Source organism: Aromatoleum diolicum, from assembly GCF_012910955.1.
Classification (GTDB): Bacteria; Pseudomonadota; Gammaproteobacteria; order Burkholderiales; family Rhodocyclaceae; genus Aromatoleum; species Aromatoleum diolicum.
In genome coordinates this window covers 70433-92816 of the sequence record NZ_WTVQ01000007.1, presented here as the reverse complement: position 1 = coordinate 92816, position 22384 = coordinate 70433, and the positions used below count along the sequence as shown (strand labels likewise).

The 22384-nt window shown below is 66.6% G+C and carries 24 protein-coding genes; 20 read left to right on the top strand and 4 right to left on the bottom strand.

The features are described from left to right. From GPA25_RS06110 to dinB, 11 genes are all read left to right on the top strand, one after another. Positions 1 to 1161, top strand: a complete 1161-nt coding sequence (locus GPA25_RS06110) for a cobalt-precorrin-5B (C(1))-methyltransferase (RefSeq protein ID WP_169259479.1) — start codon at positions 1 to 3, stop codon at positions 1159 to 1161. Then, positions 1140 to 2459 carry a precorrin-6y C5,15-methyltransferase (decarboxylating) subunit CbiE gene (gene cbiE, locus GPA25_RS06105; protein ID WP_169259478.1) on the top strand — a complete coding sequence of 440 codons (1320 nt, stop codon included), beginning with the start codon at positions 1140 to 1142 and terminating at the stop codon, positions 2457 to 2459. The genes GPA25_RS06110 and cbiE overlap by 22 nt, the downstream gene beginning before the upstream one ends. A gap of 108 nt (positions 2460 to 2567) precedes the next feature. Continuing rightward, a complete protein-coding gene (cobI, locus tag GPA25_RS06100; protein WP_169259477.1) occupies positions 2568 to 3392 on the top strand; it encodes a precorrin-2 C(20)-methyltransferase in 825 nt (274 codons plus the stop codon). Next, positions 3389 to 4162, top strand: coding sequence for a cobalamin biosynthesis central domain-containing protein (locus GPA25_RS06095; RefSeq protein WP_169259476.1), 774 nt, complete (start codon positions 3389 to 3391; stop codon positions 4160 to 4162). Before cobI ends, GPA25_RS06095 begins: the two co-directional genes overlap by 4 nt. Next, a complete protein-coding gene (locus GPA25_RS06090; protein WP_343034852.1) occupies positions 4162 to 4563 on the top strand; it encodes a cobalamin biosynthesis protein in 402 nt (133 codons plus the stop codon). The genes GPA25_RS06095 and GPA25_RS06090 overlap by 1 nt, the downstream gene beginning before the upstream one ends. A 41-nt stretch (positions 4564 to 4604) precedes the next feature. Beyond that, on the top strand, positions 4605 to 4790 hold the full coding sequence (locus GPA25_RS06085) for a CbtB domain-containing protein (RefSeq protein WP_169259474.1): 186 nt from the start codon (positions 4605 to 4607) through the stop codon (positions 4788 to 4790). Between the two features lie 14 nt (positions 4791 to 4804). Beyond that, complete coding sequence (locus GPA25_RS06080; RefSeq protein WP_169259473.1) at positions 4805 to 5584, top strand: CbtA family protein; 780 nt, start codon at positions 4805 to 4807, stop codon at positions 5582 to 5584. 155 nt (positions 5585 to 5739) lie between these two features. Then, positions 5740 to 6747, top strand: coding sequence for a precorrin-3B C(17)-methyltransferase (cobJ, locus tag GPA25_RS06075; RefSeq protein ID WP_169259472.1), 1008 nt, complete (start codon positions 5740 to 5742; stop codon positions 6745 to 6747). 119 nt (positions 6748 to 6866) lie between these two features. Beyond that, on the top strand, positions 6867 to 8162 hold the full coding sequence (locus tag GPA25_RS06070; RefSeq protein WP_169259471.1) for an acetyl-CoA hydrolase/transferase family protein: 1296 nt from the start codon (positions 6867 to 6869) through the stop codon (positions 8160 to 8162). A 46-nt stretch (positions 8163 to 8208) separates the two neighbouring features. Then, positions 8209 to 8706 (top strand): MaoC family dehydratase, encoded by a 498-nt coding sequence (locus GPA25_RS06065; RefSeq protein WP_246265413.1) that lies wholly within the window; start codon positions 8209 to 8211, stop codon positions 8704 to 8706. A gap of 55 nt (positions 8707 to 8761) precedes the next feature. Continuing rightward, entirely contained in the window at positions 8762 to 9901 is a 1140-nt protein-coding gene (gene dinB / locus GPA25_RS06060; RefSeq protein WP_169259470.1) for a DNA polymerase IV, read from the top strand. Between the two features lie 62 nt (positions 9902 to 9963). On the opposite strand, the gene GPA25_RS06055 is transcribed toward dinB, so the two are convergent. After that, on the bottom strand, positions 9964 to 11475 hold the full coding sequence (locus tag GPA25_RS06055; RefSeq protein WP_169259469.1) for a YdgA family protein: 1512 nt from the start codon (positions 11473 to 11475) through the stop codon (positions 9964 to 9966). Between the two features lie 155 nt (positions 11476 to 11630). Next, positions 11631 to 13142 (bottom strand): succinyl-CoA:acetate CoA-transferase ScpC, encoded by a 1512-nt coding sequence (gene scpC / locus GPA25_RS06050; RefSeq protein ID WP_169259468.1) that lies wholly within the window; start codon positions 13140 to 13142, stop codon positions 11631 to 11633. 298 nt (positions 13143 to 13440) lie between these two features. Here scpC and gcvA point away from each other — a divergent pair, with 298 nt between their 5' ends. The 8 genes from gcvA (at position 13441) to GPA25_RS06015 (ending at position 19015) form a co-directional block, all read left to right on the top strand. Next, a complete protein-coding gene (gcvA, locus tag GPA25_RS06045; RefSeq protein ID WP_169259467.1) occupies positions 13441 to 14427 on the top strand; it encodes a transcriptional regulator GcvA in 987 nt (328 codons plus the stop codon). Continuing rightward, the gene (locus GPA25_RS06040; protein ID WP_169259466.1) at positions 14424 to 15158 is read left to right on the top strand and encodes an SDR family oxidoreductase; all 735 of its coding nucleotides are present in this window, start codon (positions 14424 to 14426) and stop codon (positions 15156 to 15158) included. Before gcvA ends, GPA25_RS06040 begins: the two co-directional genes overlap by 4 nt. Before the next feature lie 50 nt (positions 15159 to 15208). After that, on the top strand, positions 15209 to 15529 hold the full coding sequence (locus tag GPA25_RS06035) for a heavy metal-binding domain-containing protein (RefSeq protein WP_169259465.1): 321 nt from the start codon (positions 15209 to 15211) through the stop codon (positions 15527 to 15529). A 113-nt stretch (positions 15530 to 15642) separates the two neighbouring features. Further along, on the top strand, positions 15643 to 16260 hold the full coding sequence (locus tag GPA25_RS06030; RefSeq protein ID WP_169259464.1) for a transferase hexapeptide repeat family protein: 618 nt from the start codon (positions 15643 to 15645) through the stop codon (positions 16258 to 16260). A 340-nt stretch (positions 16261 to 16600) separates the two neighbouring features. Next, positions 16601 to 17617, top strand: coding sequence for a GGDEF domain-containing protein (locus GPA25_RS06025; protein ID WP_246265411.1), 1017 nt, complete (start codon positions 16601 to 16603; stop codon positions 17615 to 17617). Between the two features lie 263 nt (positions 17618 to 17880). Next, positions 17881 to 18369, top strand: a complete 489-nt coding sequence (locus GPA25_RS06020) for a phasin family protein (RefSeq protein ID WP_169259462.1) — start codon at positions 17881 to 17883, stop codon at positions 18367 to 18369. 225 nt (positions 18370 to 18594) lie between these two features. Continuing rightward, positions 18595 to 18723 (top strand): hypothetical protein, encoded by a 129-nt coding sequence (locus tag GPA25_RS24190; protein ID WP_281357688.1) that lies wholly within the window; start codon positions 18595 to 18597, stop codon positions 18721 to 18723. A gap of 76 nt (positions 18724 to 18799) precedes the next feature. Beyond that, entirely contained in the window at positions 18800 to 19015 is a 216-nt protein-coding gene (locus GPA25_RS06015) for a hypothetical protein (RefSeq protein WP_169259461.1), read from the top strand. A gap of 50 nt (positions 19016 to 19065) precedes the next feature. On the opposite strand, the gene GPA25_RS06010 is transcribed toward GPA25_RS06015, so the two are convergent. Then, complete coding sequence (locus GPA25_RS06010; RefSeq protein WP_169259460.1) at positions 19066 to 19941, bottom strand: PA4780 family RIO1-like protein kinase; 876 nt, start codon at positions 19939 to 19941, stop codon at positions 19066 to 19068. 8 nt (positions 19942 to 19949) lie between these two features. Next, on the bottom strand, positions 19950 to 21677 hold the full coding sequence (gene ycaO / locus GPA25_RS06005; RefSeq protein ID WP_169259459.1) for a 30S ribosomal protein S12 methylthiotransferase accessory factor YcaO: 1728 nt from the start codon (positions 21675 to 21677) through the stop codon (positions 19950 to 19952). Positions 21678 to 21861: 184 nt separating this feature from the next. On the opposite strand from ycaO, the gene GPA25_RS06000 reads away from it, so the two are divergent. Further along, positions 21862 to 22368: a hypothetical protein gene (locus GPA25_RS06000; RefSeq protein WP_169259458.1), complete on the top strand. Its 507-nt coding sequence runs from the start codon at positions 21862 to 21864 to the stop codon at positions 22366 to 22368. The last annotated feature ends 16 nt before the right edge of the window (positions 22369 to 22384 follow it).

The following is a 22384-nucleotide window of genomic DNA, read 5'->3' as shown; positions in this document are numbered from 1 at the left end:
ATGGCAGCGGGCCACGCCTTGCCGGAGAAGGTGCGCAAGGGCGACGCGAAGCGCGAGCGCGGCAACCGCACGGGCTTCTCGACCGGCGCGAACTCGGCCGCCGCGGCGACCGCGGCGACGCTTGGCCTGGTGCACGGTGAGGTACCCGGCGAGATCGAGTGCGTGCTGCCGAACACCCGGCACGTGGTCTTCCGCATCATCGACGGGCGCGTTGAAGGCGAGTGCGCCCACGCGGTCAGCATCAAGGATGCCGGCGACGACCCGGACGCCACCAACGGCGCGCATCTGACCGCCGACGTGCGGCGCATCCGCGGCGGCGGCGTGGTGATCCTGAAGGGCGGATCCGGCGTCGGCGTCGTGACGAAGCCGGGTCTGGGGCTCGAAGTCGGGGGCCCGGCGATCAACCCGGTGCCGCGCAGGAACATCGCCGAGAACGTCGCGCGCGCCGGCGCCGCCATCCTCGCCGCCGGCGACAGCCTGGAGGTGACGATCTCGGTGCCGGGCGGGGAGGAGATGGCGAAGAAGACGCTGAACGCGCGCCTGGGCATCCTCGGCGGCATTTCGATCCTCGGCACGACCGGCATCGTGCGGCCGTATTCGACTGCAGCCTTCCGCGCCAGCGTGATCCAGGCGGTCGATGTCGCGGCGAATCAGGGCCAGACCACCGTCGTGTTCACGACCGGCGGGCGCACCGAGAAATGCGCGATGCGCGAGCTCCCCGAACTCGACGAGGCTTGCTTCGTGCAGATGGGCGACTTCGTCAAGGCGGCGTTCACGACCGCGGTGAATCAGCGCATGCAGCACGTGATCGTCGGCGCGATGGTCGGCAAGCTCACGAAGATCGCGCAGGGCCTGTCGGTGACGCATGCGTGGCGCGAGGAAATCGACCGCGAGCTGATCGCCGACGCGGCCATCGAGGTCGGCGCACCGCCGGACCTCGTCGAAGAGATTCGCGCCGCCGAGACCGCGCGCTTCGCCGCCGAACGCCTCGGTGAGTTGGGGCTCACCGTGGCCTTCCACCGCGCGCTGGCGGTACGCGCGATCCGCAGCCTGCGCAGCCGCTATCCCGGCCCGCACCGCCTCACCGTGCTCGCGTGCAATTTCGAGGGCGTGCCCATTGTCACCGTGGAGGAATCCGAATGTCTGAACGTCCCTGCCTGATCCTGGGCATCCTCGACGACGGCTGGGAGGGGCTCTCTGCCACCGCCCGCGAACGGCTCGCCGCGAGCCGCGTCGTGATCGGCGCGCGCCGCACGCTGGAGCTGGTGGCGCCGCATCTCGGCGCCGAAGTCGAGTTGCGCGACATGGACGGTTCGCTCGGCAAGACGCCCGAGTGGGTGCGCGCCGCGCTCGCCGACCGCCTGCCGGTCACCGTGCTCGCGACCGGCGACCCGTTATGCCACGGCATCGCGCGCTTCCTGATCGACAAGATTGGCGCGGCACAGGTTGAGGTGCTGCCCGCCCCGTCGACGATCGCACTCGCCTGCGCACGGCTGAAGAAGCCCTGGCAGGACGCCGCGGTCCGTTCCTGCCATGGCGCGGATGCCGGCGAGTGGCAGACCGGGGCGACACCCGAACACGGCCTCTATGCGATCGTGCGCGCGGTCACGGAGCATGCGCGTGTCGCGACCTTCACGAGCCCCGCGAACGGTCCCGACCGCGTCGCACGCGCGCTAATTGCCGCGGGCTACGGCGAAGACCTGCGCATCTCGGTCGCGGCGCGGCTGTGCCTGCCGGACGAAGCCATCTTCCAGGACCTGTCGCTCGCGGACGCTTCCGCCCGCCGCTTCCCCGACCCCAACATCGTCGTCATCGACCGTGTCGCAGCTCCCGCGCCGTGCGCGGTGTTCGGCTTCGAGGACGGCGCTTTCGTGCAGCGCCAGCCCGAAAAGGGCCTGATTACCAAGCTCGAAGCGCGCGCGGTGTCGCTCGCGAAACTCGGGTTGCGCGCCGACAGCCGCGTCTGGGACATCGGCGCGGGCTCCGGTTCGGTGGGACTCGAAGCCTCGCGCATCGCGCGCCTCGGTCACGTGTGGGCGATCGAGAAGAACGCCGGTGACGCCGCGAATGCACGCGAGAACGCGCAGCGCCTGCAGGCGACGAACTACACGCTGGTCGAAGGCAAGGCGCCGGACGGCCTCGACACCTGGCCCGATCCGGACGCGGTGTTCATCGGCGGCTCGGGCGGCGAACTCGCCCACCTGATCGAATTGTGCCTCGCGCGGCTGCGACCCGCGGGGCGCCTCGTGATGAACTTCGTCACTCTCGAAAACCTCGCCACCGCGACCACCGCGCTCGCCGCCGCCGGCGCGGAGTGGGAGGTGACGATGCTGTCGGCCGCGCGCAGCCAGCCCATCCTCGACATGCACCGCCTCGCCGCGCAGAACCCGGTGTGGATCATCACCGCGCGCAAGGGAGGCTCCGTGGCAACGGACACTTTGCAGGAGAACCGTGGATAAGCACGTGGGAGCGGCTCTGCCGCGAATGCGCGCCGATTCGCGGCTGAAGCCGCTCCCACTAGGTCGGTGCCAACCCAACATACCGACACTCATAACAGCATGACGACAATGACAAACGACCTCCCCTCCCCCCGCTACGGCCGCCTGATCGGCGTCTCGCTCGGCCCTGGCGATCCCGAACTGATCACGCGCCGCGGCTGGGCCGCGCTGCTGTCGGCGGCGCGCTGGACCTATCCGGTGAAGAAGGCCGAGGAAGGCTCCTACGCGCTCGACATCGTGCGCCGCGGCGGCCTGTCCGTGCCCGCCGACGCAGTCGAGCTGGTGTTCCCGATGACGCGCGACGCCGCGGCGCTCGCGAAAGCCTGGGCGCGCGCCGCGGCCCGCACGGCCGAACTCCTTGCCGACGGGCGCGACGTCGCCTTCCTGGTCGAGGGCGACGCGTCGACCTATTCGACCTTCCGCCACCTCGCCCGCACCGTGCGCGAGCTTGCACCGGAAGTCGAAGTGGAGACGATTCCCGGTGTCAGCTCCTTCGCCGCCGCCGCGGCCTGCGCCGACATCGCGCTCGCCGAAGAGGACGAGACGCTTGCCGTGATCCCCGCCGCGTACGGCGTCTCGGTGATCGACCACCTGCTCGACGAGTTCGACACGCTGGTGCTGATGAAGGTGAAGCCGCTGCTCGACGAGGTGCTCGATCTTCTCGAAGCGCGCGACCTCGTCGCGACGAGCTGCTTCGTCGAGAAAGTCGGCTCGCCCGAGGAGCGCGTCGTGAAGGACGTCGCGAGCCTGCGCGGCGAGAAGGTCAATTACCTGTCGCTGCTGCTGGTGCAGAACCCCAAGCGCGCGCGCGGCGAACTGCGCCGCGGCTGCCGCAAGCGTGCCGCCGCCGTAGAGATCGGCACGATCGTCACCACCGAGGAGGCCCCGGCATGAGCGTGCAACTCCCTTTCCCCAATCAACGCGTCGCCGTCGTCTCGATCACGCGTCACGGCCTCGCACTCGCCGGACGCGTCGTTGCCACACTCCCCGGCGCACGGCTCTTCGCCCCCGAGAAATTCCGCGCCGAAGCCGAGGCCGCCGCACCCGGCGCGGCGACCTGCTACACGGGCAAGACCGGCGACCAGGTGCCGGCACTGTTCGCGGGCTTCGACGGCATCGTCGCGATCGTCTCGCTCGGCGCCGTCGTGCGCCTGATCGCGCCGCACCTGAAGGACAAGGAACAGGACCCCGGCATCGTCGTGCTGGACGAAGGCGGCCGCTACGCGATCCCGATGCTGTCGGGCCACCTCGGTGGCGCCAATGCGCTGGCCGGCGTGCTGGCGGCGGCGCTCGGCGCGCAACCGGTGCTGACCACCGCCTCCGACGCGCGCGCCACGCTTGCCGTGGACCTGCTCGGCCGCGAGTTGGGCTGGACCTTCGACGCGAGCCACGACGAGATCGTGCGTGCCAGCGCCGCGGTCGTGAACGACGAGCCGGTCGCGCTCGTGCAGGAAGCCGGCAGCCATGACTGGTGGGCGCGCCATGCGAATGGCCGCAGCGGTCCGCTGCCCGCGAACCTGAAACGCTTCGAGCGCCTCGAAGACATCGACCCGCAGACGTTCGGCGCCGTGCTATGGATCAGCCACCGCGAGCTCCCCGAAGGCTGGGGCGAGCGCCTTGCAGGGCGTCGCGTGATCTACCGGCCGCCACAGGAGGTGGCGTGATCCAGGTTGCACTAGGCCTCGGCTGCGACCGCGGCACGCCCGCGGAGACCATCGCCCGGGCCATCGACGAGGCGCTGGCCCGGGCCGGCGCCCGCCTTGCCGACGTGCGCGCCGTGGCGAGCATCGATCTCAAGGCCGACGAGGCCGGCCTGCTCGAACTCGCCGCGCACCTCGGCTGGACGATCGACTTCCACCCGGCGGCTGCGCTCGCTGCAGTCGCGGTACCGAACCCGTCGGAGACCGTACGCCGCTACACCGGCACCCCGTCTGTGTCGGAAGCCGCCGCGCTGCTCGCCGCGGGCGCCGATCTCACGGCGCTGATCGTCGAAAAACACAAGCTGCGCGGCGCCGACGGACGCAACGCGACCGTGTCGGTCGCGCGCATGCCGGCTTCCCACTGATTTTCAAACGCTGTCACACCCATCGAAGAAGGAGAACCACCATGCAACAGCAAGCCACCCTGCACATCGCCCGCCCGAAGAGCGCCCTGATGGCGATCGCGCTGCCCGTCCTCACCGCCGTGCTGCTCGGCGCCGTGATCGTCTACGGCGTCGGCTTCAGCCACATCGCCGCAGCCCACAACGCGGCGCACGACACGCGCCACGCCAACGTCTTCGCCTGCCACTAAGCGCGGAGTCCGACATGCTGTTCCGCCGCATCGTCCTGTGCGCCCTGCTGGTCGGGGCGCTGGCCGGCCTGCTCGTGAGTGCCGTGCAGCACTGGCAGGTCATCCCCATCATTGCCGCTGCCGAAGTCCTCGAATCGGCTGCCGTCCCGCATTCCACGGAGCACGAGGAGCATCTGCTCGCAACTGCCCATGAGGAACAGCACGAGCATGATGAGGGCGCGTGGGCGCCCGAGGACGGGGCCGAACGGCACCTGTGGACCGCCATTGCCAACGTGACGACTGCGATCGGCTTCGGCTTGATCCTGGTCGCCGCCATCACGACCTGGGAGCACCTGCGCGGCCGGCCGCTCGCCTCGGCCCGCACGGGCCTGCTGTGGGGCGCCGCCGGCTTTGCGTGCGTCTTTGTCGCGCCGGCCCTCGGCCTGCCGCCGGAGATCCCCGGGGCCGCCGCCGCCCCGCTCGACGCCCGTCAAAGCTGGTGGCTGCTCGCCGCAGGCAGCACTGCCGCGGGCCTCGCGCTGCTCGTCTTCGTCCCGCAGCGCACGCGCTGGCTGGGCCTCGCCGTGCTGGCGCTGCCCTTCGTCGTCGGCGCGCCGCACCTCGATGTCGGCGCCTACTCGGGCTACAGCGCCGACGCCGAGCACACGATGGAGGCCCTCGCCGGACAGTTTGCCATCGCCACCGCGATCTCCAGCGCCACCGAATGGCTTGCCCTCGGCAGCCTCGCCGGCTGGGCTGTCGCCCGCTGGGTGCGCCCGGCACTGGCGACGCTCGGCGCTCCCGCCCAGGCATAGGGCGGAAAACGAAGTTTCGGCGTAGCCAAAGGCGAAGCGCCTTCCGCCGCATGGATAGTCATCGATAACACATGCGGCGGCGCGGTTGCCAAATTCCGGCTCATCCGCCCTACGGATATGACTCTTACTCCAACGACAGAGAGAACAACAACATCATGACCACAGGCAAGATCATGCTGGTGGGCCTCGGGCCCGGCAGTGTCGAACATATGAGCGGGCGCGCACGCGCCGCGATCGCCGAGGCCGACACCATCATCGGCTACGTCACCTACATCCGCCTCGTCGCCGACCTCGTCGAAGGCAAGGAGGTGGTGAAGAAGTCAATGACCGAGGAACTCGACCGCGCCATCGAGGCGCTGGACCGCGCGAAGCAGGGCAAGAAGGTCGCGCTGATCTCGTCCGGCGACGCCGGCGTGTACGGCATGGCCGGCCCGACCTTCGAAGTGCTGTTCCAGGCGGGCTGGACGCCGGACTCCGACATCGAAGTCGAGATCATCCCCGGCGCCTCCGCGCTCAACACCTGTGCCGCCCTCGTCGGCGCGCCGCTGACGCACGACTTCTGCGCGATCTCGCTGTCGGACTTGCTCACCCCCTGGCCGGCGATCGCCCGGCGTCTCAACGCCGCGGCCGCCGCCGACTTCGTCGTCGCGCTGTACAACCCGAAGAGCGGCCGCCGCGCACGCCAGATCGTCGAGGCGCAGCGCCTGTTCCTCGCGCACCGCCGCCCGGACACGCCGGTCGCAATCGTGAAGTCCGCCTACCGGCCGAAGCAGCGCATCGAGTTCACCACGCTCGCCGCAATGACGGAATGCGAGATCGGCATGCTCAGCACGGTGCTGATCGGCAACTCCAACACCTTCGTGCGCGACGGCCTGATGGTCACGCCGCGCGGCTATGCGAACAAGTACAATGTCGAATCGGGCGATACGCGCGACGGCGAAAAGGCCGGCCGTTCGCTGTCGACCGGCCTCGACGGCTGGTTCGCAGCGATCCGCACGAGCGGCGAGACGGTCGACGAACTCGCCCGCCGCCACGGCCTGCCCACCGACTACATCGCCGCGGTGCTCGCCGACACGAGCGACGACGAACCGGCCGACGCGGACGAGGATCGGGTTTTCCACCGCAGCCCCTGCGCGCCGTGCGGACCATCGCCTCGCCGATAGTCGGAGCCAATCGATTCGCCCATACGCATCCGTACGTTTGCCATACGCACCAGTATGGACGCGACTATAATCGCGCCCGATTCGACACACAAACAACCGAAGTTGGGGAGAGAAAGGTCATGAGCGTACACAGCCAGTACCAGCAGAAGCGCATGAGCGCCGCAGATGCCGCCGGACTCGTGAAATCGGGCGACACCATCGTTGTTCCGACCGGCGTCGGTGAACCGCCGGCGCTGCTCGAAGCGCTCTCGGAACGCCGCCACAGCCTGCAGGGCGTCACCGTCAGCCAGATCCTGCCGCTACGGAAATACGCCTACTTCGATCCGGAAACCGTCGCCAACGTGCGCCACACCGCATATTTTTTCGGCGGCGCCTCGCGCGCGGGCGGCCAGGCCGGCTGGGTCGATTTCATTCCGAACTACTTTTCGGAGATCCCCCAGCTCATCGAGCGCGGCCTGACGCCCGCCGACGTCGTGTTCTCGATGGCTTCGCCGATGGACGAACATGGCTACTTCGCGCTGTCGCTCGGCCCCGACTACACCATGGCGGCAGTGAAGAAGGCGCGCGTGGTGGTGCTCGAAGTAAACCCCAACGTCCCCTTCGCCTACGGCGACTGCCACGTTCACATCTCGCGGGTCACGGCGCTGGTCGAAAGCGACGCGCCGATCCTCGAAGTCGGACTGCCGAAGATCGGCCCGGTGCAGGAAGCGATCGGCAAGTACGTCGCCGACCTGATCGATGACGGTTCGACGCTGCAAATCGGGTATGGCGGCATCCCCGACGCCGTCGTGATGCAGCTCAAGCACAAGCACGACCTCGGCATCCACACCGAGATGATCGGCGACGGCATCCTCACGCTGATCGAATCCGGTGCCGTCACCAACCGGCGCAAGACGCTCAAGCCCGGCAAGATCCTCGCGACCTTCGCGCTCGGCTCGAACAAGCTCTACCAGTACATGCACCGCAACCCGGCGCTCGAAATGCATCCCGTCGACGTCACCAACGACCCGTACTACGCGGCACGCAACGACAAGCTGATGGCGATCAACGCCACCATGCAGATCGACTTCCTCGGCCAGTGCGGCTCGGAAAGCCTCGGCTTCTCGCCCTATTCGGGCACCGGCGGGCAGGTCGATTTCGTGCGCGCCGCCAACCGGTCGCGCGACGGCAAGGCCTTCATCGTGCTGCCCTCGACGGCCAAGGACGACACCATCTCGCGCATCGTGCCGACGCTGACTCCCGGCACGCACGTCACCACCAGCAAGAACGACATCAACTACGTCGTCACCGAGCACGGCGTCGCACAATTGCGCGGCAAGAGCGCCAAACAGCGTTGCGAGGCGCTGATCGGCATCGCGCACCCGGACTTCCGTGGCGAACTGCGCGAGGCTGCGCGGCGCATGAACCTGCTGTGACGCGGTAGCGCGGGGCGGCCGCACCGGCGCCCCGCAAACCGCCACGATGGCCCACAATATCCGGCTGATCACTGCGAGGCAGGCCATGCATCACCGTTACCTTGACGACTTCACGCCCGGCGAACGCTTCGTCACCGCGGGCATCACGCTGACCGAAGCGCAGATCATCGATTTCGCGATGATGTACGACCCGCAGCCTTTCCACCTCGATACTGACGCCGCCGCTCGCTCGCCCTACGGCGGCCTGATCGCGAGCGGTTTCCAGACGGTTGCACTGACCTTTCGCCTCTTCATCCAGACCGGCATCATCGTCGAATCGAGCATCGGCTCGCCCGGCATCGACGAGCTGCGCTGGCTCGCGCCGGTGCGCCCCGGCGACACCCTGCATGCCGAAATCGAAGTGCTGGAAGTGAAGCCCTCGCGCTCCAAGCCCGAGCGCGGCATTGCGCGCTTGCTGTACAAGACGGTCAATCAGCACGGTGACGCGGTGGCGTCGTACATTGGCAACCACCTGCTGAAACGCGCGCCGACGCTGTCCAACTGACGCCGTCCCGGCCGCTCCCGGCCCACGGGGCCGCGGCACGGTCCGACGCAAGCCCATGCAACGCCGCATCGCCCACCTCGACATGGACGCCTTCTTCGCGTCGGTCGAACTGCTGCGCTACCCCCAGCTCACCGGCCTGCCGGTCGTCGTCGGCGGGCGGCGCGGCACGCTCGCGCCCACGTCCGGCGAGGATTTTCCGCGCCTGCGCGACTATGTCGGGCGCGGCGTCGCGACCACGGCGACCTATGCTGCGCGTGCGCTCGGCGTGCATTCCGGCAGCGGGCTGATGAAGGCGGCGGCACTCGCGCCCGATGCCATCCTGCTGCCCGCCAATTTCGATGATTACGTGCGCTACTCGCGGCTGTTCAAGGCGACGGTGGCCGAGATCGCCCCGCACATCGAGGACCGTGGCATCGACGAGATCTATATCGACCTCACCGAGCGGCCCGGCGAAACCGTCGCGCTCGCGCAGCGCATCAAGGACGCGGTGCGCGCTGCCACCGGCCTGTCGTGCTCGATCGGCGTCACGCCCAACAAGCTGCTGTCGAAAATCGCCTCCGACCTGCAGAAGCCCGACGGCCTCACCGTGCTCGACTTCGCCGACATACCGACGCGCATCTGGCCGCTGCCCGCACGCAAGATCAACGGCATCGGCCCGCGCGCCGGCGCCAGGCTCGAAGCGCTCGGCATCCACACCATCGGCGAGCTCGCGGCGGCGGCGCCTGAGATGCTGATCCGCGAATTCGGCCAGCACTACGGGCGCTGGCTCAATGATGCGGCGCACGGCCGCGACGAGCGTCCGGTGGTCACCGAGCGCGAGACGAAATCGATCAGCCGCGAGACGACCTTCGAACGCGACCTCGACGCGAAGGCCGACCGCGAAGAGCTCACACGCATCCTGCTGTCCCTGTGCGAACGGGTTGCCGGCGATCTCGAACGCAAAGGCTACGTCGGCCGCACCATCGGCTTGAAATTGCGCTACGACGACTTTCGCACCGTGACACGCGACACGACGCTGGAACAGGCGACCGACGACGCGCAGACGATACTCGCGGCGGTGCGCGCGTGTCTGCGGCGCGTGCCGCTGGACCGCCGCCTGCGGCTACTGGGAGTCAGGGTCGGCACCCTGACGCCCCCCGGTGAGCCGGGCGCCAGAGGGCCCGAACCGGGGGGAAATCTGCGGCTGTTCGACTGAACGCGCAGAACGACGTCGAATGCACCCGGTCCGTTGGCGCACCGGGTCCGCTGCAACAGTGCTCAGCGTGCCTCCGGCTCCAGCCCTTCCGCTTCCTCATATGCTTGCGCCGGTGCCGCCAGCGCGAAGGGATTGACCACCTTGCCGTTCACTTTCAGCTGTCCGCTCTTGAACTCGAGCATCGACTTGACGAAGCCCTGCTCGCGCAGCAGCAGACCCTGCGCGGCATAGCCCGCAAGTTGACCTTCCAGAATCGAAGCGCTCAGCGCAGCTTCTTGCGCCGATTCGGCGCCGGCTCCCTGAAGCTCCGCGAGCAGTGGCTCGGGCAGCGACATTTGGCCAGTCACTTCAAGCTTGCCGATCAGTGCCAGCGGATTGCCCAGGTCTTCCGGCTGCAGACCATTGGAGCGCACGCGCGCGGACACCATGGCCTCGCCATGCGGGCTCCGGAAGCTGATGCGGTCAATGCTGATTTCCGGGTTGTGCGCCAGCAGGTCGAGTGCCGGATCCATCAGCGTCGCCAGTACGGCCTCGGACTGCCCCTCGCGCGCGAGTTGCAGCGACGCCTCGGAATACATGTTCATCGCCGCGCGCGACAGTTGCGCGACGCTACGCGCATGCAGGTGGCTGAAGCTCAGGTCGTAGTGCGCCGGACCGTAATTCTTCTCGCCGACCTGCACCACTTCGGCTCCCAGCTTCGCCGTGATGTCGACGAACTCGCCCTGCGACGGCATCGCAATGTCGTACACGAGCTGTTTCACCTGCACCGATTCCGCCTGAGCGTCGCCATCGGCGTCACCCCGCCCCGTGAATTTCAGTTCCCCGATGACGAACTTCTGCGTCCCGGCGTAAAGCAGCGGTTCATCATCGAAAATCCGCTGCTGATCCCCTTCCAGCTGCATGCCAGACAGCACCAGATGCGATGCCGTGTCCTGGATTTCGAGCCCCGGCGCGTCGCCGCGCATGGTGTAGCGCTGCATGCCTTTGGCAAAATCGACAGTCGCCGTTACCCCCTGCCATGCCACGCGCTGCTCGCCGCCATCCGCAGCCGCCACCGTCGCAGCAAATGCCGGACTGCTCAGCGTCGCCTTGCCACCGCCGTCAAAGCGATACACCGTGTTCAGCTGCAGCGGCTTCTTGTCGCCGAACAGCACGGCGAGCTCCTTCTGCATGGCCTCGTCCAGCACCAGCTCGCTGTCGGCCACCGCAGCCGCGACGGTCGTCAGCCCCGGCAGCGGGCCGTGCGTAATCTCGGAATGCATCGTGAAACGCACCGGCGCCGCCGGGACGTCGGCCGGCGCATCCTGCAGCGCCGCCACGTCCGCCCCCTCCGCACCGGCCTTGGCGAGTTCGCGCAACAACTCGCCATTGAGCTCGAAGCTCACCACTTCGGTCGAATGGAACACCCCGCGCGCGAACTTGCGCTCGACCACCTTGAGATAGGGCAGCCCGGCCAGCTGCTGGTATTGCGTGTCGAGGCCATTTTCGATCTGCTTGCCGAGCATCCACGACGCAGCAGGCCACGCGAGGCCGAGCGACGCCACGACGAGTGCGATCTTGGCGGGTTTGTTCATGTTCGAGGGTTTCCTGAAAAGGGAGGATTCGCCCGATCGCCGCGGGCGACGGGCAGCCGGACGCAGCATGTTATCTGCAAATCCGGCACCGGCAAAATCCACCGGTCATCGACCGTGCACTGCTTCATGAAACCCGACAACTGCCACAGCGGGCCTTACATCGACTCGCCGCGCAGTGCACGCAGGTGCCAGCTGAACACCTCTTCGAGCAGATGCGGCGTCTGCTTGCCCGGCGAATGCTCCAGCGCACGTTTGTAGTAGTCCATCAGGGCGGGCTTGAACTGCGGGTGCGCACACTTTTCGATGATCGTACGCGCACGCTGCTTCGGCGACAGGCCGCGCAGATCGGCGAGTCCCTGCTCGGTCACCAGCACCTGCACGTCGTGCTCGGTGTGATCGACATGCGAGGCCATCGGCACGATGCAGGAGATCGCGCCATTCTTCGCCTGCGAGGGTGTCATGAAAATCGACAGGTAGGCGTTGCGCGCGAAGTCCCCCGAACCGCCGATGCCGTTCATGATCTTGGTGCCCATCACGTGCGTCGAGTTCACGTTGCCGTAGATGTCGGCCTCGATCATGCCGTTCATCGCGATCACGCCCAGGCGGCGGATCACTTCCGGATGATTGCTGATCTCCTGCGGCCGCAGGATGATCCGCTCTCGATAGCGATCGAGATCGGCGTTCAGCTCGGCCAGCGCGCCGGAGCTCAGCGAAAAGGCGGTCGCCGAGGCGCAGGCGAGCTTGCCCGACTTGATCATCTCGAGCATGCCGTCCTGCAGCACCTCGGTATAGGCGGTCAGGTTCTCGAACGGCCCTTCGTTGAGCCCCGCCATCACCGCATTGGCGATGTTGCCGACGCCCGACTGCAGCGGCAGCAGATCCTTCGGCAGGCGGCCCTTCTTCACTTCATGCTGGAGGAACTCCAGGATGTGTCCGGCGATCAGCTGCGAGTTCTCGTCCGGCGCGGCGAAGGCCGAATTGCGGTCCGGGCTGTGCGTCTCGACCACCGCGATGACCTTGTCCGGATCGCAGCGCAGGTAGGGTTCGCCGATGCGGTCGGCGGTGCGCAGCAGCGGGATCGGCTGGCGGTTCGGCGGCAGTTGCGTGCCGTAATAGATGTCGTGCATGCCTTCCAGATGAAGGTTCTGCCACGAATTCACTTCCAGGATGACCTTGTCGGCCTGGTCCAGCCAGGTCTTGTTGTTGCCCACCGACGAGGACGGAATCAGCTGCCCGTCCTCGAGGATGCCGGCGACCTCGACCACCGCGATGTCGAGCTTGCCGAGAAAGCCGGACCACACGAACTGCGCGACATGCGACAAGTGGATGTCGATGTACTCCATCTCGCCGGCGTTGATGCGCTTGCGGCAGGTCGGGTCCGACTGGTAGGGCAGGCGCATCTCGATACCATCGACCATCGCCAGCGCGCCGTCCAGATCGGGTGCCGTCGACGCCCCGGTCCACACGCCGATCTTGAAGCGTTTGCCGTACAGGTTGGCGTCCATGATGCGCTTCGCGAGCGCCGACGGCACCGCCTTCGGATAACCCGACCCGGTGAAGCCGCTCATGCCGACATTCACCCCGGAAGGGATCAGGCTCGCCGCCGCTTCGGCCGGCATGATCTTGCCGCGCAGGGCGGCGCAATGGACGCGGTTTTCTCTGCTCATGTACTTCACGACTCCAGGACGAATGCGATGCCGGTATCGCCGCGCCTGCCGCCCCTTGGCGAAACCCGCAATCGCGGGCAGTGGAAACGGGCGTCGCGGCCCCGGCGGGGGCGGAAATCGCGCGCCACCAGCGATCTGATGGCGCGCGCTCCGATCGATCGAAGACTCCCGGCGGCGGAGGAGGGAGAGGAAACCGCCGGGCATCCGCGATGGATGCGCCACGCAGTCTAGTGATGGCTTTGCGGCGCGACAAACGACGATTTATGATGCGACGGATTAGCCAGACTTAAGCGTCCCCATGTCCTACCGGCTCCCCAGCCTTGCGCTGTTGCGCACTTTCGAAGCCGCCGCGCGCCACTTGAGCTTCAAGAAAGCCGCCGCGGAGGTCTGCGTCACGCCGGCGGCGGTCAGCCAGCAGATCAAGGCGCTGGAAGCCTATGTCGGCGTGCCGCTGTTTCACCGCATGACGCGCGCGCTCGCGCTGACCGATCAGGGCAGCGCCATGCTGCCGAAGATCCGCGAAGGCTTCGACTGCCTCGCGGCCGCACTCGAAACCACGCGGCAGACCGTCACGGGCCCGCTCACCGTGACCGCCCCGCCCTCCTTCGCGAGCCACTGGCTGGTGCCGCGCCTGCCGGATTTTTCCCGCGCCCATCCGGACGTCGCCTTGCGGCTGTCGAGCACGCCCGACGCCATCGATCGCCGCGGCGAAGCTGCCGTCGTGGAACGGCTCAGGACGGGACTGCGCAGCACCTCGTGCAGCGAAGTCGCGATCCTCTACGGCAATGGCATCTACCCCGGCCATGTCGTGGAAAAGCTGTTCGCGCCCGATTACGTTCCGGTGTGTGCCCCGGCCCTGCTCGCCGGCGACACGGCCCTGCGCCAGCCTGCAGACCTTGCCCTGCACGTGCTGATTCACGACGACACCCTGCATGACGCCCGGCCCGGCGCCGACACCCACTTCGGCTGGGCGCAATGGCTCGCCCTCGCGGGCGTTGGCGGAATCGATGCCCGGCGCGGACCGCGCTTCGCCAACGCCGCGCTGGCGCTCGCCGCGGCCCTCGCCGGTCACGGCGTCGCGCTCGCCTCACGCCCCCTGATCGAATCGCGGGTTGCCGACGGCAGCCTCGCGATCCCCTTCGACATCCCGCTGCCCTCGCCCTGCGCCTATTATCTAGTCATGCAAGAGGCGATCGCCCAGCGCCCCGCCGTCGCCGCCTTCCGCGCCTGGCTGGCGAATGAAGCCGCGGCACCCCGCAACCACACCGGACAGGTACAGCGATGAAAGCGATTGTCACCGGACACACCCGCGGCCTTGGTGCCGCCATTGCCGAAGAACTCCTCGCTCGCAAGATTCCGGTGCTGGGCCTCGCGCGCACGCCCAATGCCGCCCTCGCGCGGCGTTATCCGCACGGGCTGGAACAGGTCGAAGTCGATCTCGCCGATTCGGCCAGCCTTGCGCAGTGGCTCCTCGGCAACGACCTCCACCGCTTTCTGTCCGCTTGCCCGAGCGTGCTGCTGATCAACAACGCCGGCACACTGCAGCCCGTCGGGCCGATCGAAACGCAAGCTCCGGCCGCCATCGCCCGCGCCGTCGCGCTGAACGTCGCCGCACCCATGATGCTGGCCGCAGCCGTCGCCGCCACCAGCGCAGACGCCCACGACCGGCGCATCCTCCACATTTCCAGTGGCGCCGCCCGCACCCCCTACCCCGGCTGGAGCGTCTACGGCGCGACCAAGGCGGCGCTCGATCACCACGTGCGCGCCGTCGCGCTCGACCACAGCCCGGCGCTGCGCATCTGCAGCCTCGCGCCCGGCGTCATCGATACCGCGATGCAGGCCGAGATCCGCGCCACCCCCGAGACGCTTTTCCCGCTGCGCGCGCGTTTTGACGCCCTGAAACGCGACGGCGCCCTCGCCGCCCCGGAGGACTGCGCGCGACGCCTGGTCGACTACCTGACCAGTGACCGCTTCGGCGAGACGCCGCTGGCCGATCTGCGCGAACTGTCGTCATAGCCAGGGGCAGCACCCTCCCGCATCCATCCCGCCAAAAGGAAGAAATCAACATGTTGATGACCACCACCCCCAGCGTCGAAGGCAAGACCATCCGCGCCTACCACGGCGTCGTCACCGGCGAAGCGATCATCGGGGCGAATTTTCTCAAGGACATGTTCGCTGCAGTGCGCGACTTCGTCGGCGGACGCTCCGGCGCCTACGAGAAGACCCTGCGCTCGGCACGCGAGACCGCCTTCGCGGAAATGGCCGAAGCGGCCGAAAAGCTCGGTGCCAATGCCGTCGTCGGCATCGATATCGACTACGAAGTGCTCGGCGAAAACAACGGCATGCTGATGGTGGCCGTCAGCGGCACCGCCGTCACCCTCGCATAAGCACCGGCACACACCGGACGCACAACACAACTTGCGCAACCGCGGCGCAAGCGGTTAATTTGTTCGAGCACAAACAATTAACCGCCCCACCGGGCAGCACCAAGGAGACCAATTTGAAACCGCCCCGTGTCTATGCCATCGACGGCGTCGTGCCGGTCGTCGATCCCAGCGCCTACATCCACCCGTCGGCCGTGCTGATCGGCGACGTCATCGTCGGCCCCGGCTGCTACGTCGGCCCCTGTGCCAGCCTGCGTGGCGACTTCGGCCGGCTGATCCTCCAGGCCGGGGTCAACGTCCAGGATACCTGCGTCGTGCACAGCTTCCCCGAGCACGACACAGTGATCGAGGAAAACGGCCATGTCGGCCATGGCGCCGTCTTGCACTGCTGCACCATCGGCCGCAACGCGCTGATCGGCATGAACGCCGTCATCATGGACAACGCCGTGATCGGCGAATCCGCCTTCGTCGCCGCGTGCAGCTTCGTCAAGGCCGGCATGGTCGTCCCGCCGCGCTCGCTGGTCGCCGGCACTCCGGCCAAGGTGATCCGCGAGCTCAGTGAGCAGGAAATGGCATGGAAAGTCCAGGGCACCGGCATCTACCAGAATCTGACGCTGCGCTGCCTGGCGACGATGGTCGAAACCGATGCCCTGACTGCAGTCGAAAGCGGGCGCAAGCGCATCGTGATGCCCGACATCGTCCCGCTGAGCGAGCAGAAGCAGCGCACCCGCTAGCGGAGGTCCACCGCGCTGCGCCCCGCAGCGCGGTGTTCACGCGACACGCCGCGAGGCCGGAACGGGCCATCCTGTCCGGCCGGCGGACCCCAGTCGCGAACGACGCCCGGCACGCCCGTATCCCGCATACACTAGTAGGACGATGAGCGCATGCAGCATTTTGCAGCGATCATTGATCCACTAACCCGGATCGCCCCTTATCGGCGTGAAGACACCAGGTCGAGTGCCTTTTCACCAGCCGATCATGACGACCGCACTTTTGGGGGATCACCGCATGACCCAGCCCCCCGCGGACAATGCCGGCGCGCTCAGGCGCCTGCTCGCCCTTGCGCGTGACCTGTTGCAGGCGCCCGACCTCGGCTCCGTGCTGGAGCTGGCAGGCCAGGCCATTCCGAACCTTCTGCTGTCCGATGGCGCCTTGCTGCTGGTGCAAATGGGCGAGCGGGAGTACGTGACGGAATTCGATCGTCGCGGCAGCATGCAACCCGCTCGCGCCGACTCTGCGCTGTTGCGGCACGCACGGCAAGCGCTCGCGAACCAGACGCCGATCCTTCTCCCCGCCGTTGTTGCCGACTCCAGCCTGCTCGGGGGCCGACACCCCCCTAGCGAAAAAGTGAGCCTCGTTGCTTTTCCGTTTCCCACGATCAAGCCGGTTGGCGTCCTTGCCGCCTTTTGGTACCGCCACGGCAGGCAGATCGAACTCACCAGGCAGATTTCCACCTTGCGCCAGCTCGGCGAACTTACCGGGGCTGCCCTGGGCAATGCGGGCGTCCGGCAGTCACTCGAAGGGCAGCTCGCGGCGCAATCCCGCGAGATTGCCGAGGCCACCCGCCAACATGCAATTGAACTGCTGCGGCGCAATGGCGTAGAGGAGGAGATCCACCGCATCTCGGTCACCGACGTCATGACCGGAATGCTGAATCGGCGCGGCTTCTTCCTTCACGCGGAACAGAACTTCAAGGTGGCGCGCCGCCAGGGTTTACCGAGCGCCCTGATTTTTGTCGACATCGACGGATTGAAGGCCGTCAATGACAGCTTCGGCCATGATGCCGGCGACCGTCTCATCGACGATGCGGCCCGGATTCTCGAGCAATCGTTTCGCGACAGCGACGTCGTGGCCCGCCTTGGCGGTGACGAGTTCGCCGCCTTCACGCTGGATGCCGCGCAACCACAGGTGATCCTGGAGAGAATTCGGCAAAATCTCGCCGATTTCCGCCCGCTGCCGTCGTCGCCCTGCCGGATCTCGTTCAGCATCGGCATTGTCCAGTGCGATCCGTCGTCGGACTTGAGCCTGTCCGATTACCTGTCGCTGGCGGATCGGCAAATGTACGAGCAGAAGGACCATCGGGGCAGGTAAGCGCCTCCCGATCCACGACGCGCGGCGCAGATCACGCCCTGCGCCGCGTCGCAAGCAACGGGTCTGAATGCAGGCGACGGCCGCGGCGGCGATATCCTTAGACCCTTACAAGTGATCCGTTGACTCCCACTGCAGTGAGGGGATACTGGATCGGGCCTTGCTGCGCCGCAGCAAGCAGCCGCCAAGCGCGGACCACGTGACGCGCCCCCTAAAACAACAATTCATCCGCGTCACATCACGCACGAATTCCCACGAGGAAAATCATGAGCACCAAGTCAATCAACAACATCGCCGCCCAGACCCATGCCGTCGATGCCTTTCTCGACCTCGCCAGGATTTACCTGGCCAGCACCGAGCGCCTGTCCGAGCTTGCCCTGTCCGCGGCCCGCACGACCCTCGATGATTGCGCTTCAGCCACACAGGCCGCATCCCGGATGATCAACAGCCGTGACCTGAGCGCGCTCAACGAAGTCCTTGGGCAACCGGTGTTCGAGCGGACCCTCGCATACTCCCGCAATGCCATGGAAATTATCACCCAGGGGCAACAGGAAGCGGCGCAAGTGCTGAGTCAAAAGTTCCCGCTCGCCGGGGTCGGGTTTCCAGTGACGGCCGACTGGAACGCCGCCCTTGAAATGTTCACCCGCGGCGTTCGCGAACTCTCGGCAGCGACCGCCGCCAACGTCACCGCAGCAACCGACGCGGGTTCGAAATTCGCCGCTGGTGCGACCCTGGTGCCGAAGAAAGCCGCTTGAGCGAAACCATTGGCGCAAGCCAAGCGAAAGCCCCGCAAGGGGCTTTCTTGCTGCCGGGGGTCTTCATCCAACCGGCTGAAACACCGGAAAGCCGGACTGCCACACGGGATGATCACCGGGCGGGCAATGTCTGAAGTATATGTTTGGCCAACCGGTTCCCCGGCAGCCATCGGCCTATACTGAAAGGGCACCGGCGCTCGCTGGTGCTCACAAGGAGCCAGCATCATGGGCAAGCAACGACAAAGCAACAAGGAAGAGAAGAAACAAGCGGTCATGACGCCGAAGGAAAAGAAATCCGCCAAGCACGCCAAGAAGCACGCTGAAGATTTCGTTCCCTTCATTGTTCCGCGCTGACCCGGACGGGTGGAACAGGGCGGTCGGCTTTCGATCCCCGAACAGTGTGCTGAATACCTTTGAGGCTTAGCGTCCGATGCAGTGTTTTGAATACCTGGTCCGCAGCGACTTTCACGAGCAGGCCGAAAACGCCGCCCGTCCTCACGGCAGCAGGGAACGCGAACGGCTGAGCGCTTACACCGAAGTCGTTTCGTCCGAATTGAACAAGCTCGGCGCGCAGGGCTGGGAACTGGTCCAGGGCCCCGACCTCGCCACCAACCGCAACTGGATCTTCAAGCGACTGCTGGCCTGAGCGTTCCTCCGCCGCCAGTCGATACGCCGTTGCGAGTCCCCCGCGCGCAGCTATTCCGCGCCCGGCCAGTTGCCTTCCGCGTTGGCTGCGCTCATGCGCGCCCGCCGTGCCGCGTCTTCGGCGCGCGCCGCCTCGATCACCTGCATGACTTCGTCCAGATCGGCGGGCTTTTCGTCTCGCTTGAATTCCCCGGTGAGTTCGATCTCCGGATGCAGCCTGCCCGCTTCGTAAAGCGACCAGATTTCCTTGCCGTAATCGGTCGCCAGCAGTTCCGGCGCGAACTGGCCGAAGTAGGCCGCGAGGTTGTCGACGTCGCGCTCGAGCATGCGGCTGGCGTTGTTGTTGGCCGCCGCGTCGATTGCCTGCGGCAGGTCGATGATCACCGGTCCGTCGGCATCGACGAGGATGTTGTATTCGGACAGGTCGCCGTGCACGATGCCGGCGCACAGCATGCGCACCACCTGCCGCAGCAGAAAAGCGTGGTATTGCCGCGCATCCTCGTCGCTCATCACGATGTCGTTGAGGCGCGGCGCCGGTTCGCCGTTCACGTCGGCGACCAGTTCCATCAGCAGCACGCCTTCGTGGAAGTTGTACGGCGTCGGCACGCGCACGCCGGCAGCGGCGAGGCGATACAGCGCATCGACCTCGGCGCTTTGCCAGGCGGCCTCCTGCTCTTGCCGGCCATAGCGCGAGCCCTTGGCCATCGCGCGCGCCTGGCGGCTGTTCTTGATCTTGCGGCCTTCGGTGTAGTCGACCGCCTGACGGAAGCCTCGCTTGTTGGCCTCCTTGTACACCTTGGCACAGCGCACTTCGTCGCCGCACTCGACGACGAAGACCATCGCTTCCTTGCCGCTCATCAGCTGACGCGTGACGCGGTCGACGAGACCGTCCGTCACCAGCGGCTCGATTCTGCTGGGTGTCTTCATGCCTTCGGTCAGCTCCTGTGCAGCTTGGCGTAGCCCGCAAGCAGGCGTTGATGCATGTCGCAATTGGCAAGCTTCAAACCGAGCGAAGGCCGGCCGAAGAAGCGCAGTTCGCCGTCGAGCAGGGCATTGGCCTGCCGCAGCGTGTCCGCGCCATAAAGGCTTTCCATCGCCGGTGCGTAGCGCTCGTCATCGTCGAGCTTCATCAGGCATTCGACGCAGCGGTAGACACGGCGACGGTCGGCATTGACCTGATCGAAATGGCGCACCCACTCGCAACCTTCCGCGATTGCGTCCTCGTCGCCCACGGCCAGCGCCAGCAGGGTTTTCAGTTCGCCGACGCGCAGATCGCTCCAGAACGCATCGTCGCCGGGCGCCAGGCCGATCAGTGCGGCCACCAGGCGCTCGTCGGTCAGGCCGCTTTCGTTCAGCGTATCGAGCAGATCGCCGCATTCATCGTCGTCGAGCTCGGCCAGATGCAGGATCGCTTCACGGACATCGTTGGCGACACTGTTGTTTTCGAATTCCAGTTCGTCGATCGGGTAGATCTCCGACATGCCGGGCACGAGAATGCGGCACGCGTACATGCCGAGATGCGTGAAGTCGGCCACGTAGATGTCGTGACCCGCATCGTGGATGCTATCGACCAGCCAGGCGTAGTCTTCGGCCGTCGTAGTGCCGAAGTTCCAGTCGTGGAAGGCGAAGTCCGGCTGCGCGCCGAGGAAGTTCCAGCTGATGATGCCGCTGGAGTCGACGAAGTGGATCTCGATGTTCGGCGAACTGGCGATTTCCTCCAGATCGAAACCGGGCTCCGGGAAACCGGCCAGCGCATCCAGCGCACGGCCTTGCAGCAACTCCGTGAGCGCCCGCTCGAGCGCGATCTCTAAGCGCGGGTGGGCGCCGAAACTGGAGAAGCAGCCCTGGTCCTGCGAATGCAGCAGGGTCACGTTCATCACCGGATACTTGCCGCCGAGCGAGGCGTCCTTCACGAGGATGCCGAAACCCGCGGCACGCAACCCAGCGATCCCGGCGGCAATGCGCGGATAACGTGCGATGACGGCTTCCGGCACGTCCGGCAGGCACAGCCCTTCGCTGATGATGCGGAACTTGATGTGGCGTTCGAAGATTTCCGACAGCGCCTGCGTGCGCGCCTCGGCCGGCGTATTGCCCGCCGACATGCCGTTGCTGACGTACAGGTTGCCGATGATGTTGACCGGGAAATGCACCACGGCCTCGTCACGCTGGCGCACGTAGGGAATCGCGCAGATGCCGCGCTCGAAGTTGCCGGAGTTGAAATCGACCAGCGAATCGGCGTGAATGCTGCCCTTCGGGTTGTAGAACTGCTGCAGCTCGCGCGTCAGCAAGCCTTCCGGCCACTCGCCGCCCTCGCCGGGCTGAAACCACTGCTCCTGCGGGTAATGGACAAAGCTGCGCCCGGCCCCGCCCTCGGCGTATTGTTCGCCGAGGTAATAATGGTTCCAGAAGTAGTTGCACGACAGGCGCTCGAAAAACTCGCCCAGCGCGCTCGCCAGCGCCGCCAACTTCGACGCGCCCTTGCCATTGGTGAACATCAGCGGACAATCGCGGTCGCGCACATGCACCGACCAGATGCCATCGACGGGGTTGAGCCACGACCGTTCCTCCACGTGGAAGCCGAGCGCCTCCAGCTTGCCCTGCATGGTGTTGATCGAGGATTCGAGCGAGGCGTCCTTGCCCGGGATGAAGCTTTCTAATTGCATGAATACGTTCCGCTGATGCTGCGTAAAAACAAGAATTAACCCACCATGGTACACCCTTCCCATGACACGTCGCCCCTTTGTTCGCCGCAACGGGCGCGCCCGGATCGACCGCACCGCCGCAAAGCTGGCGTCACGCGCCCCCTGCGGCGCCCCGCAGCCACTTGCCAGCAAGTAAGATTCGCCCATGAGCACAATTGAAACCGACGAGGCCCTGGAGGCCGGCGACTCCGCCCCTGTGAAAGAGGCGCGATTGTGGCGCGACGACGGCTGGACCGCTCGCGTCATCAAGAACATCGACGACGAGGGTTGGGCTGTCGAAATGATCAAGGAGGGCGAACCCGAGCCTGCCCTGGTCGGCCCCTGGACGATGGGGCGCGACAAGAAGAACCCCAAGCCCCTCGACTCCTCTGCGTTCAACACCCTGGTCAAGACCGCCTCGGAAGTCCTGCGCCGCCACGAGCAACAGCTGCATGCGATGCTCCACAAGAAGCTCAGCGTAAGCACCGAGTCGGGCCCGATCATCGTCACGCTCGACATCGTCGCCGACGAATACGAACCCCATGCGCTACTGGGGGCCTACGATGCTGCCGGCGAAGAACTGGCCCGGGTGCGCGTGGACGCGGGGTTCAAACTGACTGCGGCCAGCGCGAACGCGTGGCTCGAGGACGACTTCCGTCAGCCTGATTGCTAGACTTTCGCGGCAAACC